The organism is Pseudoxanthomonas sp. LARHCG66, from assembly GCF_052871755.1.
The window spans coordinates 383,902-404,617 of the sequence record NZ_JBIXJW010000002.1 but is presented as its reverse complement, the minus strand read 5'-3'; the positions used below and the strand labels follow the sequence as shown (position 1 = coordinate 404,617).

Below are 20,716 nucleotides of genomic sequence, written 5' to 3'. Positions count from 1 at the left end.
AGGCCGCGTAGACGGCCACCATGCCCGCCGGCCCCACTTTGTGTTCGAATCCGGGGCTCAGCCGCCGCGGCACCACGTGGTAGTCCACCACGTAGGCCAGGGTGGCGATGCCCGCCGCGCGTACGGCACGACCGCTTGTCGAGGCACGGGCCGGTCGTGTGGCTTCGTACCCGGTGGCCCAGAGGAGGGAGCTGGCGTGATGGATGACATAGCCAACGGCCGTGTGCCGCCAGGAAGGCGCGCGCGCGAAGCGGGCGCGCGGATACCAGAGCCACTGGCTGGCGGCATTGGTGCCGGCGGAGGCCGAACCGACGCGCCACCGGCTGCAGAGCGAGACGGCGAGCGTCGACAGCACGCTGGCGATACTGCCGCTGCGGACCACATCGCGCCAGCGGACAGGAGGTTGCGCGTGCTGGTGGCCGGCGGTCGTGGCGTGATCGGGCGTCGGCTGGTAAATGCGCTTCGTGTGCGGGGTCATGAGGTGGTCCTGGCAACGCGCGACGGGAGCGGCAACGGCGTGGTGCTGGATTTCGCGCACATGCCCAGCCAGGTCGAGCTGGTCCGCGCGCTAACGGGCATCGACGTCGTCATCAATGCGGTGGGTATCTTCCGCGCCTCAGGGAAGCAGAGCTTCGATGCACTGCATGTGAAATCGCCGGCGTGCCTGCTGGAGGCAGCGCGCGCAGCGGGGGTCTTCCGGTTCGTGCAGGTGTCCGCGCTCGGCGCCGACACCGCGTCGTCGATCGCGTACCTCGCCAGCAAGGGCGAGATGGATGCTCGCGTGCTGGCATCGAGCTCACCTGCGGGCATCGTCGTACGCCCTTCGCTGGTGTTCGATCCTCGCGGCGCCAGTACCCGCTGGTTCGCGATGCTGGCCGTCCTGCCGGTCACGCCGCTGCCCGGCGGCGGCCAGCAACGGCTGCAGCCGGTGCACGTGGAGGACTTGGCGAAGGCGGTGGTGCGTCTTGTCGAGGCGGGCAGTGCCGGCATGTGCGTGGATGCGGTAGGACCCCGTGCACTGCGACTGCGCGACTATATACAGCACTTCAAGCGATCGCTTAACGCGGGCAGTCTTTTCGTTACCGTGCCTGGGTGGCTGGCACGCGTTGCCGCGGGCGTCGCAGGATGGTTGCCGCGTGCGCCGTTCCACAGGGATGCACTGCGGATGCTGGAGCATGGCAATGTCGCTGCGGCCGATACAATGGTGCAATGGCGCGGCGGCGCGCTGCGTGATCCGGCGGATTTCACGACAGGCGCATCGGACTTGCGTACGACGGCGTGGCTGGGCTGGCTGCTGCCCATCATGCGGATCACGCTGGCGGCGATGTGGATAGCGACGGCGCTGGTCTCGCTGTGGGGATATCCGCGCGAGGCCAGCCTTGCGTTGCTGGTGCGCACCGGACTGCAGGGCGAATGGGCGACAGCTGCACTGTGGACTGCGGCACTGCTGGATCTCGTGCTGGGCTTGGCGATACTGCGGCCACGCTGGCGTACGCCGTCCTATCTCTTCCAAGGGTTAGTGGTGGTGGCCTACACCCTGATCATCAGCCTGTGGCTGCCCGAGCAGTGGCTACATCCCTACGGCCCGGTGTTGAAGAACCTTCCCGTGCTCGCCATGATCGCCTGCCTGTGGGCGCTGGACCGTGGACATGGACCTGATCCTCGTTAAGTACATACATGTGCTGTCGTCGACGCTGCTGTTCGGCACCGGCGTTGGCACGGCGTTCTACCTGCTGGTCGTCAGCCTGACCCGCGACGCGCGCGTGGTCGCCGTGGTGGCACGCTACGTGGTGGTCGCCGACTGGCTCTTCACGGCCACCACGATCGTCGTACAGCCGGCGACGGGCCTCTATCTGGCGCACCGGCTGCAGATCCCGTGGGGCACGCCATGGCTGTACTGGTCGCTGGTGGCCTTTGCCATCGCGGCGCTGTGCTGGCTGCCGGTGGTGTGGCTGCAGATCCGTCTGCGCGACATCGCCGTACAGGCCGCCGCTGCGGGTCAGCCCCTGCCGGCGCGCTACAGCGCCTATCTGGGGTGCTGGGCTGCGCTGGGCGTCCCTGCCTTAATCTCATTTCTCGCGATTTTCTTCATGATGGTCGCCCGTCGCGTGCCTTTCGCAGGCTGACGTACACCTTCACATTCTTTTTTCCCTCCAAAGCGAAGAGTCGGTCATCGAATTTGCAGGGTGATCGACATGTCTTCACGTACCTCGTGTTTCCACCGCAATGGCTTGTCGCTTGTACTGCTGGCGCTGTTTCTCGGCTTCTGGGTGGCGCAGGTAATCACCGGCCATGCCGCATACAACCAGGAGCGTCTGGATCAAGGCCTGACGCTGCTCTCATTGTCGGCTTACTTGCGAAGCGGGCACTTCATTTCCGCCACCTTCGAGAATTGGGAAAGCGAGTTCCTGCAGATGGGCATGTACGTGTTGCTGACGGTGAGCCTGCGCCAAAGGGGCTCCGCAGAGTCGCGGCCGCTCGATCCAGCGGAAGAGGAGGAACGTATCGATGCAGGTCCGACCCCTTGGCCGGTGCGCATAGGTGGTTTCTGGAAGTCGCTGTATGCCCACTCGCTGTCGATGGCGTTCCTGCTGCTGTTCGTAATGACCTTCGTCCTTCATAGCTGGGGCAGCTGGCTGCTCGAGAATGAGGAACGTGCAGCTCAGGGGCAGGCTTCCCTTTCCTGGACAACGCATCTGCTGGACAGCCAATTCTGGTTCGAGTCGATGCAGAACTGGCAAAGCGAGTTCCTGGCGGTGCTGTCCATCGTGGTGCTGTCGATCTTCCTGCGCCAGGACAAGTCGCCCGAATCCAAACCGCTGCGTGCGCCGCATTCGCAGACGGGGACCTAGTGCTTTCATAAGCTCTTCCCATGCCGGGTGGGAGGGTGTCGGCATGGACGCCCTGCTGCTTTCCCGCATCCAGTTCGCCTTCGTCATCAGCTTTCACGTGCTGTTCCCGGCATTCACGATCGGGCTGGCAAGCTGGCTGGCCTTCCTGGAGTTCCGCTGGCTGCGCACGCGCGACACCGTGTGGCGCGACCTCTACTTCTTCTGGTTAAAGATCTTCGCCGTCTCGTTCGGCATGGGCGTGGTCAGCGGGATCGTGCTGAGCTTCCAACTGGGCACCAACTGGGCGGGCCTGAGCCGGTTCGCAGGTGCGGTCCTGGGACCGCTGCTGGGCTATGAGGTACTCACTGCGTTCTTCCTTGAGGCCAGCTTTCTCGGCGTCATGCTGTTCGCCTGGTCACGCGTACCCCCATGGCTGCACTTCCTGTCCACCTGCATGGTGGCACTGGGTACGTTGCTGTCCACGTTCTGGATCCTATCGGCCAACAGCTGGCTGCACACACCGCAGGGCCACGAGATCGTCGATGGCATCGCGCGGGTCGTGTCCTGGCGCGAGGTCATCTTCAATCCCTCGTTTCCCTACCGCCTGGTGCACATGACGCTGGCCGCCTATCTGACCACGTGCTTCGTCATCGGCGGCGTGGCCGGCTGGTATCTGCGCAAAGGCATGCACACCGATCCCGCATGGCGCATGCTGCGGCTGGCGACGGTCTTCGCACTGGTCACGGTGCCTCTGCAGATCGTGGCCGGGGATCTGCACGGCCTCAACACGCTGGAACACCAACCGGCGAAGATTGCCGCGATCGAGGCGCACTGGCGGCCGGCGCCTTCCGGGGAGAGCGTGCCTCTGGTGCTGTGGGCCGTGCCGGACGAGACCGCCGCACGCAACCGGCAGGAGGTGGTGGTACCGAAGCTGGGCAGCCTGGTGCTGACGCATTCATGGGATGGCGCGGTACCGGCGCTGGAGGAGTTCGCGCCCTCCGAGCGTCCGCCGGTGCGGCCGGTGTTCTACGCCTTCCGCATCATGGTCGGCGTCGGCGCGCTGATGCTGCTGCTGGCGCTGGTGTCGGGATGGTCATGGCGGCGCGGACGACTACGCGAGAGCCGCAGCCTGCACGTGGCCTGGAATCTGATGCTGCCGGCCGGCTTCGTGGCGATCATCGCGGGCTGGTTCGTCACCGAGATCGGGCGCCAGCCGTGGCTGGTGTACGGCCTGCTGCGCACGGCATCCGCGGTCAGCGAAGTGAGCGCGACCAGCGTCGCCCTGTCCCTGGCTGTCTACGTACTGGCCTACGCGATCGTGTTCGGCTTTGGCATCACCTACCTCTACCGCATGCTGCGCCGCGGTCCGCTCCCGCACGAACCCGAACCGGACACGGAAGAGGGTGAGCGCACGCCGGCGCGGCCCATCAGCGCATCCGACGCTTCGCTGGAGGATGGCTGATGGACATGGCGTACTGGCTGCCCGTGGCGTGGTTCGCGGTCATCGCGTTCGGGGTCTTCATGTACGTGGTGCTGGATGGCTTCGTCCTGGGGCTCGGCATTCTGGTCCCGTTCGCACGAGATGATGCGCAGCGCGATCTAATGATGAATACCGCCGCGCCGATCTGGGACGGCAACGAGACATGGCTGGTGCTCGGGGGCGCTGGACTTCTCGCGGCGTTTCCGGCCGCGTATGCCACGATCCTGCCCGCGCTATACCTGCCTGTATTGATGATGCTGGTGGCGCTGGTGTTCCGCGGAGTCGCGTTCGAGTTCAGGTTCAAGGCCCAGCGCACGCGATGGCTGTGGGGCTGGGCCTTCGCCGCTGGATCGCTGTGCGCGGCGTTCTGGCAGGGTGTGATCCTGGGTGCGCTGGTCCAGGGGCTGCCGGGCGTTGGCGAAGGGGCCTGGGCTTGGCTGCGCCCCTTCGCCATGATGACCGGATGCGCGCTCGTCGCGGGCTACGCGTTGCTCGGCGCGACCTGGCTTATCCTGAAGACCACCGACGACGTGCAGCGACTGGCGCGCCGCTGCGCGCGCCCACTGGTCGTCGTCGTGGCGGGCTTCATGGCACTGGTCAGCGCGGGCCTGCCCTTCCTGAGCGCGCGTGTGATGGAGCGCTGGTTCACCGGGGGCGCCTTCTGGCAACTGGCGCCGGTACCGATGCTCGCCCTTGTGGCGGTGTGGCTGTTGTGGCGGGTCACCGTCCGCGAGGGACGCGACGCGCGCCCGTTCCTACTGGCGCTGCTGTTGTTCGCGCTGGCCTATGCGGGCCTGCTGCTCGGCCTGTGGCCTTTTCTGGTACCGCCGGTGCTGACGATATGGGATGCCGCGGCACCGCCGTCGTCGCAAGGTTTCATGCTGGTGGGCGTGGTGTGTCTGTTGCCCTTGATCCTCGGATACACGGCGTGGTCGTACTACGTTTTCCGCGGCAAGCTCCAGCCCGGCCAGGGTTACCACTGATCGATCACAACCTTTCCACCTCGTTGCCGGCAGATTGGAAGGCCCACCCAGATCATCAGGCAGGCATCCATGGCACGCGACATCCTGAAAACGCTCAAGGCCGAGCACGACCAACTGCGCGCGTTGTTCGCTGAGCTCGGAGAGACGACCGACCGCGGCGTCAAGAAGCGTCAGTCGCTCCTGGAGCGGATCGAAAGCGCATTGATCCCGCACGCCAAGTGGGAGGAGGAAGTCTTCTATCCCGCGTTCCGCGACCGGGCCGACCGCGACGGCCAGCAGGTCTACGCCGAGGCGCTGACCGAGCACCATGCGGTCGAGAAGACGGTGATCCCGGAGGTGCATGCAGCCTCGCCGGGAACACCCGAGTTCGCAGGACGCGCCAAGGTGTTCGGTGAGCTCATCGACCATCATGCGACGGAAGAGGAAACCACCATGTTCAAGATGGCGCGCTCCCTCTTCAATGCGCAGGAGCGCGCCGAACTGGACGAAGCGTATGCGGAGTGGAAGGAGTCCGCCGGTGCGCAGGCTGTCATGGCAGGCGAAAAGGCCAAGGCGGCCGTCAAGGGCACCGTGAAGAGTCTGACCCAGTAATGCGATCGAACCAGAAGAGGACGACGAAATGAAGATCAGCGAAATAATGAGTGGCAACGTGTGCGTCGTGGCGCCGGACGACCGCCTGTCCCACGCGGCCGCACTGATGGCCGAGCACGATGTAGGTAGCCTGCCGGTGGGAGAGGACCAGCGCCTGGTCGGTTTCCTGACCGATCGCGACATAGCCGTGCGCGCGGTAGCACGGGGGTTGGGCGGCGACGCGCGGGTACGCGAGGTCATGTCCACCGAGGTCAAGTACTGCTTCGACGACGATGACGTGGAGCATGTGGCCATGAACATGGCCGATCTGGAAGTGCGGCGCTTGCCGGTGGTCAGCCGGGACAAGCGTCTGGTCGGAATCGTCTCGTTGGGAAATTTCGCCCAATCGGGCGAGCGTGGTGCATCACAGGATCTGCTGGAAGGCGTGGCCGCGCGGCATTGACATGCTGTTCGCGCGCATTGCGCTACAACGAATGCGCGCCCGGTCCGCTTGAGCAACGTGCCCTGCGGATCGCGGCGCGACTCTCTCTTTCCCATGAGATACCTGCCACATACGTCTGCCCGTTTCGTCGCACGCGCACCCTGCGGTTGCGTTTCGCTGACATCGGACGCCTGGGCGAACCGGGTCCGATGAGTCCCGTCATGCAGGGGTGGCCATGATGCCTCGCGATGTTCTGACGCAGCGCCAGCTGTGGGCCGATGTGGTGGTTGCGGGCAGGCAGATCGGCGAGGGCCTCGGCGAAGCATTGCGCGCTTGGCGGGGTGCGCTGGAGCGGGCGACAGATCACTGGCCCGTTCTGGTTACGGCAGGCGCACTGCTGCTTGTGTTCCTGGCGTTCGTACGCTTCAGACTGCTCTCCGTTATCCAGGCCCGTTCATTGCGCCGTTGGCCTCAGCACCGTGTCGGGGAGACTGCGGGTGCGGTCGCGGTGGCGATCGCGAGTGGTTTGGCCATGTGGCTGGCCGGCTCGCTGTTGCTGCAGGTGTTCGTGTGGGCCGCGCAGCCGGCGCTATCGGTGCGTACCATGGCCCGCACGCTGGTTGCCGTGCTGACCTTGGCGTCGGTGGTCACCGCAACGGGACGCGGTCTGTTGCAGATCGTGGCGGCCGGCGGAGCAGCGGCCACCGTACTGCGCCCGGTCCCTGGGGTGCTGGCGGGTGCGCTCGTGGTGGTCGCCTTCATCGAACAGAGCTGGGACGCACGGTCGATGGGTGAGGCAGCGGCTGGCGCCGTCCGGACGGCCTCCATCCCGGTGATGGTGCTCGCGTTGGCGTTCCTGTTGTCCCGAGGAGCGCGTGCATTGGCCCTGACCGCGTCCGCGGAGGGGCAGCGCTTGGTCCACGCCGCGCGCGCAGGCCTGCTGCTGGGATGGCTGGTGCTGGCGCTGGTGATCGGCAGTGCGGTGACCGGCTATGTCGCGTTGTCCGCCTTCGTGGCCAAGCAGGCGGTCTGGAGCGTGATCGTGCTCGCTTGGCTGCTGCTGTTCGTGCGCCTCATCCGGGATGCGGGCGACTGCGTTGTTCTACAGCGCAAGGGGCTACTGCACTGGTCGCGGCGATTGGGCATCGGGACCCGCCGGTTACGGCAGCTGGTCGTGCTGGCGAGCGGGGCCGCTACCCTGATCGTGGTCTGCCTGGTGCTGGTGCTGTTGAGCGCGCCCTACGGACTGGGCCCCGACGACCTCGCCGGGCGCCTGTTCGACGATGGTGGCCGGTTCCGCGTTGGGAACCTGATCTTCAGTCCGCTGCAGCTAGTACGTGCCCTTTTCGTGCTGGCGGTGGCGGTGCTCGCAACCCGGCTGCTCGCGCGCTGGATGTCGTCCCGTCTTCTGCCGACCACACGGCTCGACGCGGGCGTGCAGACGTCGGTGACCACCCTGGTGGGGTACGCCGGCGTCATCGTCGGGATCGGTCTGGCGCTGGCGGCGCTGGGCGTGGAGGCCAACCGCATCACGTGGGTGGTGAGCGCACTGACGGTGGGCATCGGCTTCGGTCTGCAAGCAATTGTGCAGAACTTCATCTCCGGTCTGATCCTGCTGATCGAGCGCCCGGTGAAGGTCGGTGACTGGGTCGTGGTGGGAGACGCCGAGGGCGATGTCCGGCGGATCAACGTGCGCGCAACCGAGATCGCGCTGCCGGACCGTACGACGGTGCTCGTTCCCAACTCGGAATTGATCACCAAAGCGGTGCGCAACCGCACGTTCACGGCAGGCGAAGGCTTGGTCAAGGTACTGCTGCCGGTACCGGCGGTGGCGGACATCCCGCAGGTGGTCGCGATCGTCGAGCAGGTGGTCCACGGGCAACGCGAGCTCATGGCCTCTCCGCCAGCGCAGGTGCAACTGGAAGAAATCAGGGACAACAAGGTCTGGATCAGCGTATCGGGCTATGTGGATGGCCCGCGCCAGGTCAGTCGCATACGCGGCGAATTGCTTTACGCACTGGTCCAGAGCCTGCAGGCCAGCGGTGTCGCGCTGGCCTGAAGCTCAGTTGCGAACTTGCAACGAGACGTGACCCTCGGGGTCGCGTTCGACGAACGCAGCCACGCGCCCACCCGCCTCACGGAATACCAGATCCACGCGTTGCTCACCGACCGCGATGTCATGGATGGTGACGTCCTGGATGCCGAAGGGGAGCTCGGCGCGGTGCACGTGGATCGCCTTGGCGGCTCCATCCACCTGTACGCCCAAGCATGCCTGCAGCAGCATGAAGGCGGAGCCTGCGGCCCATGCCTGCGGCAAGCAGGCAACGGGATAGGCGACTGGCGGGGCTCCCTGCGACCGCGCGAATCCGCAGAACAGCTCCGGCATACGCATGTCGAAATGGACCGCCGCTTCGAACGCACCGCGCAAGAGCCGGGTAGCCGCGCCGCGCACGCCGCTCGAAGCCAGCCCGCTGGCGCAGAGCGCCGAATCGTGTGGCCATACTGAGCCATTGTGATAGGAGATCGGATTGAAGCGCGCTTCGCCGCGTGCCACCGTGCGGATGCCCCAGCCGGTGAAGAATGCCGGAGACATCAGTTGCTCGGCCACCGCCAGGGCGCGTTCCGGTGGCGGCAGGCCGAACTGCAGCAGATGACCCGCATTGCTGGTGCGGACCGCGCACAGCGCCCCTTCGCCGTCCAGCGCCAGGCCGTAGTAGGCGGCGTCGTCCATCCAGAAAAGACGTTCCACCGTGGCCCGAAGCTCCTGGGCCCGCCGCGTCCAGTGTTCCGAGGCCCGCGAGTCCCAGCGTGCTCCCAACTCTGCCATCGTGCGCAGCGCGGCGTAGGCATATCCCTGCACTTCGACCAGCGCGATGGGGCCTTCCGCGAGCCGACCATCCGCGTGGAAGACCGAATCGCCGCTGTCCTTCCAGCCCTGGTTGGCCAGTCCACGGTCACTGGCGCGGGAGTACACCAGCAAGCCACGCGGATCGGCGTCGCACACGCGCTCGATCCATTGCGTCGCGGCCAGCAGCGCCGGCCAGAGCTCCTGCACGGTCTGCAGGTCGCCGGTCCGGCGCAGGTAGGCGCCCGCCAGAGCGATGAACAGCGGCGTGGTATCCACGCCGCCGTAGTAGAGGCCGAACGGCAGCTCCTTCAGCGCGGACATCTCGCCCTTGCGCGTCTCGTGCATGATCTTGCCCGGCGCGGCATCGAGGAAAGGCGATTCCTCCTTGGCCTGGTGCTCGGCCAAGAAGCGGAGCACGCCTTGCGCCAGTCCGGGATCCAGCCACAGGGTTTGCATGGCGGTGATCACCGCATCGCGGCCGAAGGGTGTGGAGAACCACGGAATACCGGCGTAGGGATAAGGCCCGGTATCCAGCTCGCTGGTAAGCAGCGCGAGGTCCGAACGGGACCGCCGCATCCACTGGTCGAACAGCGGGCCACTGCTGGAGACACGCCCACCGCGACGCTGTCGCCTGCGCATGTATCTGCGCGCCTCTGACGCTTCGTCCCGATAGCGTTGGCGGGAGGGAGCGGCTTCGCACTCCGCGCCGATCTCGGTGTACAACTCCTCGTGCGCACCCGGCGCCAGTACCAGGACGAACTCGATGCATCCCGGCGACACCTGCGCGGGCGGCCGCGAGAACAGCACGGTCGAGGTGCGCTGCACGCCGTCCAGACCCTCGTACCCGAACGCATAGCCCCACTCGTTGCTTTCCGGGCCGAGCAGGCGGCCACGAGCGGCGCGCCGGCTGCCGCGTACCTCGAACATATCGACGAAGTCGGCGTCCAGGCGGAAGCGCAGGGGCAGGCGCGCAGGACGGTTGCCGTAGTTGGTGCAGGTGATCCGCTCGTACATGCGCTGCCGGCACAGGAAGCGGCTGCGGGTGATGTGTATCAAACCCTCCGGTGCGCCCATCTCGTCGATCGCGGACAACGCCCGGTTGGTCAGGTGGGCGACGAACAGCACGTTGTCCTGGGTCACTGCGGAACTGAGCAGCGCCGGTTCCTGATCGCCCAGCAACATCTCGTAACGCGAGACGACGCGCGTGTCGTGCACGAAGAAGCCCTCGGCAGGGGCGACGACATTACCGACCGCGTCGGCGACCAGGAAGCTGTCGCCGTCCTTCAGCACATAGCGGGTGAGCGGTGCGGATGCGCCCTCCATCGATCAGGCCTTCAACCGGCGGGACGCACCCTCCACCATCCGCAGGTAGAGGCTTTCGTAGTCCGCCGCCATTCGCTGCGCGTCGAAGCGCTGCTCGAAGCGCCGACGCACGTCGCCACGATCCAGTCGCCGGCAGCGCTGGACCGCGTCCACCGCATCGGCGATGGCGTCCACGATAAAGCCGGTCTTGCCCTCGTCGACTACCTCGGGGACGGAGCCTTCGCGCCACGCTATCACCGGCGTGCCGCAGGCCATGGCTTCGATCATCACCAGGCCGAACGGCTCGGGCCAGTCGATGGGGAAAAGCAGCGCGGCGGCGTTGCCGAGGAACTCCGGCTTGCCCGCGTCATCGATCTCGCCAATGAACTCCACGCCTCCCTCCGCCAGCATCGGCTCGATGGTGTCGTGGAAATAGCGTTTGTCCGCCGCATCCACTTTGGCGGCGATCTTCAACGGCAGTCCCGCAAGACGGGCGATCTGGATGGCCCGGTCCGGTCGTTTCTCCGGCGAGATGCGTCCCAGGAACGCCAGATAGTCGCCTCGCGGCGCGGCTGGAGGACACAGTGCAGAGACCGGCATCCCATGCAGGATCGTCTGCCACCAGTTCGCCCAAGCGATGGGCCTGCGCTGGTGGTCGGAGATGGAAACCAGCGGGAACCGCGACCAGCGACGATAGGCCTGCGGGAGGTCCTGTTTGTCCTGGCGCCCATGCAGGGTGAACACGCACTTGTCGGCGATGTCGTCGAAGATCGGCAGCGGCAGCAGATCCACATGGAAATGCAACACGTCGAAATCGTCCGCGACCTCGCGGATACCCTGCAGCATGGACAGGTGCGCAGCGGCGGCCGACTTGAGTGGTGCCGGATCCAGCCGCAGCGCGACATCACGGTGGCTGACCAGATTGGCGGTGGTAACCGAGTCCCCGCTGGCGAACAGGGTGACATCGTGCCCGCGCGCGACCAGCGCTTCAGTCAGATAGGACACAATGCGTTCGGTGCCGCCATAGAGTTTAGGAGGCACGGATTCGAACAACGGCGAGACCTGCGCGATCCTCATGACGCGACTCCTTCGCCCAAGGCACGCATGGGCACGGCGCCGTGGTTGCCATGGGCAGGTTCGCGCACGGGCCCGGCAGGCGATTGCAAGCGCGCAAGGAATCCGTCCGCCCAGGCTCCGATTCCGCTATGCCGGAGCGTGTTGTACATGGCTGACCACCTCGCTTCGCGTTCGGCGCGCGGCATGCTCCGCGCACGGGCGATGGCCTCGGCCATCTCGTCGATGTCGTGAGGGTTCACCAGCAGGGCGTCCTCCAGCTGATGGGCGGCGCCCGCGAAGCGCGAGAGGATCAGTACGCCGGGATCGTGTGGGTCCTGCGCTGCCACGTATTCCTTGGCGACCAGGTTCATGCCGTCGCGCAATGGCGTGACCAACGCCACGTCCGCAGTCCGGTAGAAGCCGGCGAGGACATGGTGTGGGTAGCAATGGTTGACATAGCGGATCGGCGTCCAGTCGGGACGCGCCAAGCGGCCGTTGATGTGGCCGGCGAAGCGTTCGAGTTGCTCGCGCAGGTCGCGGTATTCGGGAACGTCCTCGCGGCTGGGCGGTGCGATCTGCAGGTAGGTGAGGCGGCCCACATCGTCGGGATGGGTGTCCAAGTAAGTGCCGAACGCCTGGAATCGTTCCGGCAGCCCCTTGGAGTAATCCAGGCGGTCCACGCCGATCGCCAGCCGCCGATCCTCCAGGCTGCGACGCAGGGCGCCCACCGCCTCGCAGCCACTGGCCGACACCGCGTCGCGGGCGACTTGGGCAGCATCGATGCCGATGGGGAACGCCTCGATAGTGCACTCCCGGGCATCGATACCCATCGCGTCGAAGTAGCGCCGAAGGTTGTCCGCGTCCGCTTGGGTCTGCACCCCGACCAGATCGTAGTGGGCCAAGGCGGAAAAGATCTCGCGATGGTCCGGCAGCATGCACAACACATCCCACGACGGCAGCGGAATGTGCAGGAAGAACCCTATGCGCTGTCCAAGCCCGCGAGCGCGCAATGCGGCGGCCAACGGAATGAAATGGTAGTCGTGTACCCAGACTTCGTCGTTGCCGCGCAACTCGCGGGCCAGGGCATCGGCGAAATAACCGTTGACGGCCAGGTATCGCGCGTACTCGCCGCGGTCGAAATGGATCAGGTCCACGCGGTAGTGCAGCAGGGGCCACAAGGCACGGTTGGCGAAGCCGTGGTAGTAGCCTTCGAAATCATCTTCCGGCACATCGAGTAGGCAGAACCGGATGCCGTCCCCGATCTGCACCCGTGAAGGGCCATCGCCGTACTCGCCGCTCCATCCGAACCACACCCCGCGACGCTCTTTTAGCACGCCATGCAGGGCCACAGCCAAGCCGCCGGCCTGCACGGCGCCCGGCAGCGCCACGCGATTTGATACCACGAACAATCTGCTCACTTCCTTTCTCCTTGTCGCTCTTCTCCACACTCTTCTACAGAGAGCCAGTGCAGCACCTCCTCCGGGTCGCGCAGTAGGTAACGCGCCGCACTCGCACGACGATCTTCGCCAACGCGCACGCTGATGCCGCCCAGCGCGTTGACTGTTTCGAATCCCGGCTCGTCTGCGGGATCGTCGCCGGCGAATACCGGCACACGTCCAGCGAAGGGCGCACGATGCATGAACGCAGCGATGGCCACACCCTTGTCCATCCCGTCGGGACGGATCTCGATACCGTGGCGGCCGATATGCAGCCTGTGGCTCGGAAAGGCCTGCGCGAAGCGCCGCGCGAATGCCGTCATCTCATCGGCAGCGTCCGGCGCCGCGCGCCAGTGCAGGTACAAGCACGGGCCTTGCGCTTCGACCAATGCACCCGGATGCCGGTCCGCGATCCGTCCCGCTTCGTTCACCCACGCGGGCGCCACCGATGGATAACGGCTCTCCGCGCCGGGTCGCAGTTGCACACCATGGAGACAGGCGGCGTGGGCAGGAAAATGGGGTCGCATGAGTGTGTCCAGCGCCGCAAGACTCCGCCCGGTCACCAGTGCCAATGCGCCACCCAGACGGTTCTGCAACGTCACCAGCAATGCACGCACGCGATCCTCCAGCACCACCGCATCGGCACGCTGCACGTGCGCCGTCAGCGTTCCGTCCACATCGAGAAACAGCGCCCAGTCGTCGCGTGGTGGGGGTGGAGATCGATCGGGTCCGTTCTGACTCATGCCCCCAATCTAGAGGGGCCCGCGTGATACGGGCGTGGAGCCGAATGTAAAGCTGACCCGCCCAAGGAGATCAATCGCGGCGCTTGGCAGGAATGAACGGCGAGACAGGATCGCTGGCAGGGAAGGTTTCTTCGAGCGCCTCATCCTGATTCTCGCTTGCATGGGTCTCACGCTCACGGCGTTGATTTTCCGTCTCTTCGACGATGCGTGGCTCGTCAGGTGCTGGTGGATCCTTGCGGTCCCGGGTCATGTCGGATCTCCATTCGTTTTATCGCGCAATCAAGCGTGGGCGCCACCCCTCCAAGCGGCGAGTGGCTCGCCGCATGTCTGCCGTTCCTCGGTGGTGGCTGGGCGTGCATCAAGCGCACCCGGCCGCCATCGGTTGGTCTGTAGCCCGGCTCCAAAACGGGTGCTGTATGCCGCGGACTATGCCAGTCGCAACTCACGGCATCGCTGCGTATGAACCCGACTCGGACGCGCACCCCACCTGCGGCCTGGGTGCATGACGGCGGCTTATCGCGACCATGGCCGAGAGTTGCGGCGCGCGCATCTTGCTCCAGCGGGCACCCCATCGGATGCCGGCAGCGGGAGACCGGACGGCGACGATCTGTGGATGGCTCGGCGCCGCCTCCTGTTGAAGGTGAATTTCGACGACCCAGCCCATGCGTTGCCGTCGGACCTCGAGAACCTCCACACTTTCCAGAAAAAGGCGATGCCGACCTTCATCATCCTCGACCCAGCGGAAGCAGTCGGGTAGTCGCGCGGGAAGTGCCTTGGTCATGCCTGTTCTCCTTCGGCACGGTCGACCATCGCGGGTTCACCACTGGCTTGGGCGCAATGGGCGCAGCAGAACATGCGGCCTCCGCTTTCCGCCCCGTGGCCGATGATCCGACACCCGCAGTGGTCGCACGCTGGCGCGAACGCATGGATGGCGCACTCGAACGAATCGAACGTGCCGTGTCGACCTTGCTGTTCGATCGTGAATGCCTTGTCGTAGGAATTTCCGCATACATCGCAGCGGTTCATGCTCTGCTCCTTTGTCGATCTTGTGATGTGCGGTCGCCGGAAGAGCAGGCCAGCCGGTGCAGCCATGCATGTGCTCTTCCATGTGGCAATCCGCTCAGCCGGAATTTTGGCTCTCTTCGCCGGATGCATCTGCAGCGTTCGAGCCTTCGGAAGGCGTGCGGGACGGCTTGCCTGCAACGCGGATCTCGTTGCGCACATCGTGCACGCCGCTGCACGCGTCGACGATGTCCTCGGCGCGGTGTTTCATCCAGCGGCTTTCCACCGAACCCTTGAGGGTGGCGACACCCTCCCTCACCTCCACGGTGATCCCGCTGGCGTCGAGCAGCGGATCCTCCGTCAACCGCTCGTTGAGGTCCTCGGTGATGCGTTCGTCCGAGCGCCGGTATCCCTTGGGCCCGTGGCCGCGGAAACAGCCATGGGCGCGCTGACCCTCGTCGCGGTAGCGGTCATCGCCGGAATCCGCGAAACGACCGTAGCCCCCCTGGCCGCGTTCGGGCTGACCGTATCCACCGACCCCCACGTCCGCGTCGGGTGACCTGCTGTAACCATGCCTGCCTTGGCTGTAGCCGGTGCGGTAGCCCTGCGCATCGCTCCCCTGTCCCGGCAGACCGGCGCGCCCCGCGTTCTGGCTGTCCGCGCTGAGTCCGCCTTCGTCTTCGTACTGCGCGGATGCGTAGCGCCTGCCGGAGCCTGACGGAGAATAGGTCTCCGCATACCCGTCGTGGGCCTGCATGTCGGGTTCGCGCCCGGGCTGCGGCCCGAACGGCGCGCGACGGCCTCGCCGTGCACTCTCGGCGCCCCGAAATCGGGCTTCATCACGCATGCGATCACCTCGCTCTGGCCATGTGCGCGATCCCTGCATGTCGTCGCTGTCCTTCCTTGCGTCGCTGCCACGCGCACGGTAGCCCGCATGGTAGTGCTGATCCTCTTCGTAACGGCTCATGTCGTTTCTCCGGTAGTTCCACCAGGCTCGACTCTCATCGAGCAGACGCGCTCCCAGGGTTTGCAGATCGCCGATGGCGGCTTTGAGTTCGGTACCCACGTGCTTATCCACGCATGTTCTCCAGTGACTCGTAGGAAGAGTTACGCAATGTGCGTGCCAGCTCCGCTATGCGAGGAAGATGCGCCTGAGTGCCGATCCCGGCCGCCGGGCGCGCAGATGTTTCCTGCGCTGCGAACATCTTTCGTGCTATCGACGACTGCTGGATGGAGTTCTCACGGAACTGGCATGGGGTTTGCGTGCCTGCTTTCATCCGATCAAGGGAGCCATCGCATGTATTCCCATCACTCAGTCAAACCCGCGTTGCTCGCGCTTCTGACCATCTGTGCGGTTGGCTGCGATCGAAGGGACGCACCCATGGTGGACGGCGACAGCAAGGCGGTCAGTTCTCCGCCCGGAGAAATCGTTGATCCCGGCCCTGAGGCATCCGCTCAGGCGGAAAGGATGCCGCGCCCCCGCACGCCGGACCGGCCGGCATGTCCCGAAGACGGACCGGTTGCCTGCAACGGAGACGAGCGTGCTCTGGACGCATCGGAACGTGTGCGGGACGCGCCCGCCGCCTCTCGCCACGACCCATGATCAGCCGGTGGGTTGCGATCCCGCGTCCGGTACGTTCAGCACGTCCACACAGCGGCCCAGCGCGCGCTCCATGCGGTCCAGCGTGTCGTGCAACTCGCGATGATCGCTGTACTCGAGCTCGCGCCTGAGGAGCAGCATGCCGACGGCCAGCACGTTCAACTCGTTGCGCAGGGAGTGTAGGTGGCGGCCACTCAACACAAGCGTCTTCTCGCCAGATGATTGTGCACGGTTCTCACGCTGACCCCCAGACTGCGCGCCGTAGCTGTCTTGTCGCCTTGGTGGAAGGCGAGCGTCCTGTCCAACATCCGTTCCTGCACTTCCTGGAACGTCATGCCTACACGGAAGCGCAGGTCGGCCGCATCGTCCGGGTCCCTGTCCTGCGGCCGACGTAGAGGCATTACATGGACTTCGCGGCCATCCTGGCGCAGATACGCATATTCCGTTGCTGCGCGCAGTTCGCGCACGTTGCCAGGCCATGGGTATCGCTCCAGTCCGGATATGCAGTCCGGTGCCAGTACCTTCGCGTCGCCGATCTCGTTGTTCATCACATCTACAAAGCGCTGCGCGAGCAGGCCGATGTCAGCCCCGCGAGCGCGCAACGGAGGCAACGCTATCGGATAGCGGGCCAGGCGGTAGTAGATATCCGGGCGAAGGCCACCTTCGGGCCCGACGGCCCGGTGTGTGGCCGCCACGACACGGACGTCGACCGGAATCTCGGTGCTGCCACCGAGACGGACCAGGCGTCCGGTCTCCAGTACCCGGAGCAGATACACCTGCAGGACCGCAGGCATGTCCCCTATTTCGTCGAGGAACAGGGTGCCGCCGCTGGCCTGCTCGAAAAGGCCGAGATGGCGCGCGTTCGCACCGGTGAATGCGCCACGCTCGTGCCCGAAAAGCTGGCTACCCAGAAGTTCGCCCGGAATGGCGCCGCAATTCACGCACACGAGGTTGCCGGTGCGGCCGCTCTGGTCATGGATCGCGCGTGCAGCCAGTTCCTTGCCGGTCCCGGTCTCGCCAGTGATCAGTACGCTGAACGAGGTGGGTGCGACACGCGCGATGTCTTCGCGCACAGTCGCTATGACCTCACTATGACCGACCAGCAGATGCGACTGTGCTTCCCTCGCGTGTTGCCGCCGCTCGAACTGCGACAGGGTCTGCCGCAGCAGCTGGTCAAGTTCATTCGGCGGCAGGGGCTTGCCGATGAACTGGGTTGCGGGCGTGGCGACCGCACGGCGGATCTCGTCGCGGTTCTGGGTGCCGGAAACGAACACGATCTGTCCCGAGCGGTCGTTGGGCAGTCGCGCGATGACGTCCAAGCCGGTCCCGTCGGGGAGCGCCATGTCGAGCATGGTCAGGTCGGCGTCGTGCGTGGAGAGCCAGGGACAGGCTTCCGCGACACTGTGGAAGCGATGGGCATCGAACCCGCGGCCGCGCGCGACCTTGGCGAGGAACGCACTGAAGTCCTGATCGTCATCGACGATGGCAAGGGTGGGTGCCAGCACGAAGCATCTCCTTGATACGGGCGGAAGATTTAGCGCACCCGACGTTACCCCGGCGCGATGGATCCGTGCATAAACTGCTGCCGGAAAAAAATGTCGAAGAGTGAAGAAGTTGCATCTGGCAATTCAAGACTGAACGCGATGCGTGTACTCCAGGCTTGGCACGTGTCTTGCGTCACAAGTAATTCCCCCACCTCTTCAGGAATCACCATGCGACGCTTCCCCCTCGTGCTTGTCGCCACCGGAATGATGCTGATAGGCGCGTGCCAACGTCAGGACACGACTGCCGACCCGGAAAGCGCGCCCGCCACGCGTCCTGCTCCGAAGGCCGATACACCGGGTGGCACGGCCGGCGGCTCGACAACTGAACAGGCTTCATTGCGCCTTTCGCAGGGAAGCCCTTCCTACCTGGTGGACAGCAGTGGCGCCTCGCTCTATTTCCTGGAAGGCAACCAGGATGGAGCGCGTTGCGATGCGACCTGCGAATATGCATGGCCTCCCGTGGCGACCTCATCCGCCAGCGTTGAAACCGGCGTCGAGCAATCACTGGTGGGGCAGATCGAGCGCAAGGATGGGCAGAACCAGCTGACATACGGCGGGCAACCGCTGTACCGGTATGCGGGTGATGCCGGCGCGGGGAGGACGTCCGGACACGGTGTAGAGGACCGTTGGGGGAAATGGCGACTTCTGTCGCCGTCGGGCGAAGCGCTGCAACATGCCGTCAACGCCGACAACCCGTCCGAGCGCAGCCCACCCTCTGCGGACAGCACGCGCGAGCCATGAGCGCTCCCGCATCGAGCGCTGGGGCGTATCCCATAAGTGCTGGCGCTTTCTGTTGCTCCCCTCGGCCGTACATGCGCCCGCATCGTGAAAGGCGCGCCTTCATTGGCGCAGCCTTTGATCGGCGCGGAACATCTCGACAAACTCCAGGCTGCAATCCGCATAGGAGGGATGACGAGGGTTGATCAGGAGGTTGAAAGAGGCAGGCGCCACGGCGCTGGGAATCCGAAGCGCCAGTTGGCGCGATGACGCCAGCCAGTCGTCTCCCACCCGCTGCACTCGCGCGCGATACGGCCATTCATCCCACTCATCAGGCAGCGTCTCAGGCACTTCGATGCATGTGGCGGGAAGCGCCAGCCGCCCGTATATAAGGGTAGCTGGCAGTGCATCCTGATGATGCACGAGAAACTCCAGCAGCGCCGTGGACGCCACGCAGGATGCATAGATGGCGTCGTACGTGCCGGTGCTCCAGCGGGCCGGCGCGTGACTCGGCCTGAACAACATGTCGCGCCGGGCTTGGGTATCGATCTGGAATGCGGTGATGGTGTCCATGCTGCGTGCGTCCTCGGGAGATAGTTCACTCTACGAAGAATGCGGCATACGGCATGTGGACATGCACACCGCGCAGCAGGTCGCTGCCGGCCCTCGGACGGGAGCCGGACCTGGCGACGCTACAAGGTAACGGCACCGCCTGACACGGTGAGCAAGGTGCCGGAGGTGTAGCTGGCCGTATCGGCCGCTAGCATCACGTAGGCCGAGGCGAGTTCGGCCGGTTGCCCCGGCCGCCCCATCGGAACGTGCGCGCCGAACTCCGTGACCTCTTCCTCCGACATGCCGGCTGGAATGAACGGTGTCCAGATCGGGCCCGGAAGGACCGCGTTCACGCGGACGCCCTTGTCGGCCAGCGTGCCGGCCAGCCCGATGGTAAGGTTGGCGATGGCGCCCTTGGTCGCCGCATAGGGCAGGATGTTCGGGCTCGGTTTCTTGGACTGCACCGAGGCGGTATTGATGATCGACGCGCCGGGGGACAGGTGGGGCAGCGCAAGCCGGACCAGATTGAATACCGCGTGCACGTTAGTGGCGAACGTCTTTTCCCACTCATCCAACGTGATCTCTTCGAAGGACTCGTAGTACTTCTGGTAAGCGGCATTGTTCACCAGGATGTCCAAGCCCTCCAGTGAAGCCACGGCGTCCTGCACCAGGCGCTCGGCCTGCGCGGGATCGCTGATGTCGCACGCAAGGGTTGCCACTTTGCGACCGGCTTCGCGGACGAGCGTGGCAATGTGGTCGGCATCCTTTCGTTCGGAGGGCAGGTGCGCGATGGCTACGTCCGCACCTTCCCGCGCGTAGGCGATCGCCACGGCTGCGCCGATGCCGCTGTCGCCACCGGTGATCAGCGCTTTCTTGCCTGCCAGAAGTCCATGGCCGACGTAGCTGTCCTCACCATGGTCCGGGCGCGGATCCATGCGGTCCGTCTTGCCGGGGAACGCCTGTTGCTGTGGCTTGAAGGGAGGCTTCGGGTAGTCGCGTACATTCATCATGGCGTCTCGTCGCGTAAGTGAGCGCCCAGTATGCGCAGCGTGCGAGAAGAGGATGCGAACGCGGTGACGGGTTACGACGCAGTCGTGTTACGCGGGCGGATGGCCGCGACGGTATGGGGCCGTCAGGCGGGATAGGCGAGCGAGGTCATCAATGCGTTCTCGGCCTGACGCGAGTCCAGGCGCGTGTGCTGGACGACGACCGGCACGCTGGCGACCACGACGCTTGCATAGGGCGTGGCGCGCGGCAACGGGGCCGGATCGTCGAAATCGTTGTAACGCAGGTGACGTGTCCGTCGAGCAGGCACGGTGTGCCGGTATGGCCCGACCGGTTCGCGATCGGTGTAGTAGATGGTTATGTCGACGTGCGCGTCGGCATCGCCCGTGTTGAGGATGCAACACGCTTCGTGGCTTTCCAGCTCGGGTGCGGGACCATGGCTACGGTCGGGCAGGTAGCCCTCCGCGATCACCCACGTCGTATGGCCGAGAGCGTTGTGAGGTGGTGGCGATGGCACGCTTGGCTCCTGTTGCGAAACGCGCAGCAAGGCTGCGGTCGCCCGCGTTAGGAGAATGTGCATCGTGGATTCACGCCGATGCCACAGG

The 20,716-nt window shown here is 65.4% G+C and carries 23 protein-coding genes; 10 read left to right on the top strand and 13 right to left on the bottom strand.

Annotated features, from left to right (window positions below):
• Positions 1–221: 221 nt before the first annotated feature.
• The 9 genes from ACIPRS_RS08775 (at position 222) to ACIPRS_RS08735 (ending at position 8,365) form a co-directional block, all read left to right on the top strand.
• Positions 222–437, top strand: coding sequence for a hypothetical protein (locus tag ACIPRS_RS08775; RefSeq protein WP_446538278.1), 216 nt, complete (start codon positions 222–224; stop codon positions 435–437).
• Positions 410–1,669: an NAD(P)H-binding protein gene (locus ACIPRS_RS08770; protein WP_446538277.1), complete on the top strand. Its 1,260-nt coding sequence runs from the start codon at positions 410–412 to the stop codon at positions 1,667–1,669. The genes ACIPRS_RS08775 and ACIPRS_RS08770 overlap by 28 nt, the downstream gene beginning before the upstream one ends.
• The gene (locus ACIPRS_RS08765; RefSeq protein WP_446538276.1) at positions 1,650–2,126 is read left to right on the top strand and encodes a DUF2269 family protein; all 477 of its coding nucleotides are present in this window, start codon (positions 1,650–1,652) and stop codon (positions 2,124–2,126) included. Before ACIPRS_RS08770 ends, ACIPRS_RS08765 begins: the two co-directional genes overlap by 20 nt.
• Positions 2,127–2,195: 69 nt before the next feature.
• Positions 2,196–2,852: a DUF6766 family protein gene (locus ACIPRS_RS08760; protein ID WP_446538275.1), complete on the top strand. Its 657-nt coding sequence runs from the start codon at positions 2,196–2,198 to the stop codon at positions 2,850–2,852.
• Positions 2,853–2,895: 43 nt separating this feature from the next.
• Complete coding sequence (locus tag ACIPRS_RS08755) at positions 2,896–4,293, top strand: cytochrome ubiquinol oxidase subunit I (protein ID WP_446538274.1); 1,398 nt, start codon at positions 2,896–2,898, stop codon at positions 4,291–4,293.
• Positions 4,293–5,294, top strand: a complete 1,002-nt coding sequence (cydB, locus tag ACIPRS_RS08750) for a cytochrome d ubiquinol oxidase subunit II (protein WP_446538273.1) — start codon at positions 4,293–4,295, stop codon at positions 5,292–5,294. The genes ACIPRS_RS08755 and cydB overlap by 1 nt, the downstream gene beginning before the upstream one ends.
• A 69-nt stretch (positions 5,295–5,363) precedes the next feature.
• Positions 5,364–5,885: a hemerythrin domain-containing protein gene (locus ACIPRS_RS08745; protein WP_446538272.1), complete on the top strand. Its 522-nt coding sequence runs from the start codon at positions 5,364–5,366 to the stop codon at positions 5,883–5,885.
• A gap of 28 nt (positions 5,886–5,913) precedes the next feature.
• The gene (locus ACIPRS_RS08740) at positions 5,914–6,327 is read left to right on the top strand and encodes a CBS domain-containing protein (RefSeq protein ID WP_446538271.1); all 414 of its coding nucleotides are present in this window, start codon (positions 5,914–5,916) and stop codon (positions 6,325–6,327) included.
• Positions 6,328–6,541: 214 nt separating this feature from the next.
• The gene (locus ACIPRS_RS08735) at positions 6,542–8,365 is read left to right on the top strand and encodes a mechanosensitive ion channel family protein (RefSeq protein WP_446538270.1); all 1,824 of its coding nucleotides are present in this window, start codon (positions 6,542–6,544) and stop codon (positions 8,363–8,365) included.
• 3 nt (positions 8,366–8,368) lie between these two features.
• Here ACIPRS_RS08735 and ACIPRS_RS08730 read toward each other — a convergent pair whose 3' ends face one another.
• The 10 genes from ACIPRS_RS08730 to ACIPRS_RS08685 form a co-directional block, all read right to left on the bottom strand.
• Complete coding sequence (locus ACIPRS_RS08730; RefSeq protein WP_446538269.1) at positions 8,369–10,477, bottom strand: amylo-alpha-1,6-glucosidase; 2,109 nt, start codon at positions 10,475–10,477, stop codon at positions 8,369–8,371.
• Positions 10,478–10,480: 3 nt separating this feature from the next.
• The gene (locus ACIPRS_RS08725) at positions 10,481–11,533 is read right to left on the bottom strand and encodes a glycosyltransferase family 4 protein (protein WP_446538268.1); all 1,053 of its coding nucleotides are present in this window, start codon (positions 11,531–11,533) and stop codon (positions 10,481–10,483) included.
• The gene (locus ACIPRS_RS08720; RefSeq protein ID WP_446538267.1) at positions 11,530–12,930 is read right to left on the bottom strand and encodes an alpha,alpha-trehalose-phosphate synthase (UDP-forming); all 1,401 of its coding nucleotides are present in this window, start codon (positions 12,928–12,930) and stop codon (positions 11,530–11,532) included. The genes ACIPRS_RS08725 and ACIPRS_RS08720 overlap by 4 nt, the downstream gene beginning before the upstream one ends.
• Positions 12,927–13,691, bottom strand: a complete 765-nt coding sequence (gene otsB / locus ACIPRS_RS08715; protein ID WP_446538266.1) for a trehalose-phosphatase — start codon at positions 13,689–13,691, stop codon at positions 12,927–12,929. Before otsB ends, ACIPRS_RS08720 begins: the two co-directional genes overlap by 4 nt.
• A gap of 70 nt (positions 13,692–13,761) precedes the next feature.
• Positions 13,762–13,941: a hypothetical protein gene (locus ACIPRS_RS08710; RefSeq protein WP_446538265.1), complete on the bottom strand. Its 180-nt coding sequence runs from the start codon at positions 13,939–13,941 to the stop codon at positions 13,762–13,764.
• 192 nt (positions 13,942–14,133) lie between these two features.
• Positions 14,134–14,472, bottom strand: a complete 339-nt coding sequence (locus ACIPRS_RS08705; RefSeq protein ID WP_446538264.1) for a hypothetical protein — start codon at positions 14,470–14,472, stop codon at positions 14,134–14,136.
• Positions 14,469–14,717 (bottom strand): hypothetical protein, encoded by a 249-nt coding sequence (locus ACIPRS_RS08700; protein ID WP_446538263.1) that lies wholly within the window; start codon positions 14,715–14,717, stop codon positions 14,469–14,471. Before ACIPRS_RS08700 ends, ACIPRS_RS08705 begins: the two co-directional genes overlap by 4 nt.
• Positions 14,718–14,811: 94 nt before the next feature.
• Positions 14,812–15,759, bottom strand: coding sequence for a BON domain-containing protein (locus ACIPRS_RS08695; protein ID WP_446538262.1), 948 nt, complete (start codon positions 15,757–15,759; stop codon positions 14,812–14,814).
• A 537-nt stretch (positions 15,760–16,296) separates the two neighbouring features.
• Positions 16,297–16,491: a hypothetical protein gene (locus tag ACIPRS_RS08690; protein ID WP_446538261.1), complete on the bottom strand. Its 195-nt coding sequence runs from the start codon at positions 16,489–16,491 to the stop codon at positions 16,297–16,299.
• Positions 16,488–17,798, bottom strand: a complete 1,311-nt coding sequence (locus ACIPRS_RS08685; RefSeq protein WP_446538260.1) for a sigma-54-dependent transcriptional regulator — start codon at positions 17,796–17,798, stop codon at positions 16,488–16,490. The genes ACIPRS_RS08690 and ACIPRS_RS08685 overlap by 4 nt, the downstream gene beginning before the upstream one ends.
• 207 nt (positions 17,799–18,005) lie before the next feature.
• On the opposite strand from ACIPRS_RS08685, the gene ACIPRS_RS08680 reads away from it, so the two are divergent.
• Complete coding sequence (locus ACIPRS_RS08680) at positions 18,006–18,578, top strand: COG4315 family predicted lipoprotein (protein ID WP_446538259.1); 573 nt, start codon at positions 18,006–18,008, stop codon at positions 18,576–18,578.
• 99 nt (positions 18,579–18,677) lie between these two features.
• Here the strand turns inward: ACIPRS_RS08680 and ACIPRS_RS08675 are convergent, their stop codons facing one another.
• The 3 genes from ACIPRS_RS08675 to ACIPRS_RS08665 form a co-directional block, all read right to left on the bottom strand.
• Entirely contained in the window at positions 18,678–19,127 is a 450-nt protein-coding gene (locus tag ACIPRS_RS08675; protein WP_446538258.1) for an RES family NAD+ phosphorylase, read from the bottom strand.
• A 119-nt stretch (positions 19,128–19,246) separates the two neighbouring features.
• On the bottom strand, positions 19,247–20,113 hold the full coding sequence (locus ACIPRS_RS08670; protein ID WP_446538449.1) for an SDR family oxidoreductase: 867 nt from the start codon (positions 20,111–20,113) through the stop codon (positions 19,247–19,249).
• A gap of 125 nt (positions 20,114–20,238) precedes the next feature.
• Positions 20,239–20,628, bottom strand: a complete 390-nt coding sequence (locus tag ACIPRS_RS08665) for a sensory rhodopsin transducer (RefSeq protein ID WP_446538257.1) — start codon at positions 20,626–20,628, stop codon at positions 20,239–20,241.
• Between the last annotated feature and the right edge of the window lie 88 nt (positions 20,629–20,716).

What these genes read in the sequence shown, in the direction of transcription:
- ACIPRS_RS08765 (WP_446538276.1), top strand. Translation starts at nt 1,650, where the DNA reads ATGGACCTGATCCTCGTTAAGTACATACATGTGCTGTCGTCGACGCTG.
- ACIPRS_RS08760 (WP_446538275.1), top strand. Translation starts at nt 2,196, where the DNA reads ATGTCTTCACGTACCTCGTGTTTCCACCGCAATGGCTTGTCGCTTGTA.
- ACIPRS_RS08755 (WP_446538274.1), top strand. Translation starts at nt 2,896, where the DNA reads ATGGACGCCCTGCTGCTTTCCCGCATCCAGTTCGCCTTCGTCATCAGC.
- cydB (WP_446538273.1), top strand. Translation starts at nt 4,293, where the DNA reads ATGGACATGGCGTACTGGCTGCCCGTGGCGTGGTTCGCGGTCATCGCG.
- ACIPRS_RS08745 (WP_446538272.1), top strand. Translation starts at nt 5,364, where the DNA reads ATGGCACGCGACATCCTGAAAACGCTCAAGGCCGAGCACGACCAACTG.
- ACIPRS_RS08740 (WP_446538271.1), top strand. Translation starts at nt 5,914, where the DNA reads ATGAAGATCAGCGAAATAATGAGTGGCAACGTGTGCGTCGTGGCGCCG.
- ACIPRS_RS08735 (WP_446538270.1), top strand. Translation starts at nt 6,542, where the DNA reads ATGATGCCTCGCGATGTTCTGACGCAGCGCCAGCTGTGGGCCGATGTG.
- ACIPRS_RS08730 (WP_446538269.1), bottom strand. Translation starts at nt 10,477, where the DNA reads ATGGAGGGCGCATCCGCACCGCTCACCCGCTATGTGCTGAAGGACGGC.
- ACIPRS_RS08725 (WP_446538268.1), bottom strand. Translation starts at nt 11,533, where the DNA reads ATGAGGATCGCGCAGGTCTCGCCGTTGTTCGAATCCGTGCCTCCTAAA.
- otsB (WP_446538266.1), bottom strand. Translation starts at nt 13,691, where the DNA reads ATGAGTCAGAACGGACCCGATCGATCTCCACCCCCACCACGCGACGAC.
- ACIPRS_RS08710 (WP_446538265.1), bottom strand. Translation starts at nt 13,941, where the DNA reads ATGACCCGGGACCGCAAGGATCCACCAGCACCTGACGAGCCACGCATC.
- ACIPRS_RS08705 (WP_446538264.1), bottom strand. Translation starts at nt 14,472, where the DNA reads ATGACCAAGGCACTTCCCGCGCGACTACCCGACTGCTTCCGCTGGGTC.
- ACIPRS_RS08700 (WP_446538263.1), bottom strand. Translation starts at nt 14,717, where the DNA reads ATGAACCGCTGCGATGTATGCGGAAATTCCTACGACAAGGCATTCACG.
- ACIPRS_RS08680 (WP_446538259.1), top strand. Translation starts at nt 18,006, where the DNA reads ATGCGACGCTTCCCCCTCGTGCTTGTCGCCACCGGAATGATGCTGATA.
- ACIPRS_RS08675 (WP_446538258.1), bottom strand. Translation starts at nt 19,127, where the DNA reads ATGGACACCATCACCGCATTCCAGATCGATACCCAAGCCCGGCGCGAC.
- ACIPRS_RS08670 (WP_446538449.1), bottom strand. Translation starts at nt 20,113, where the DNA reads ATGAATGTACGCGACTACCCGAAGCCTCCCTTCAAGCCACAGCAACAG.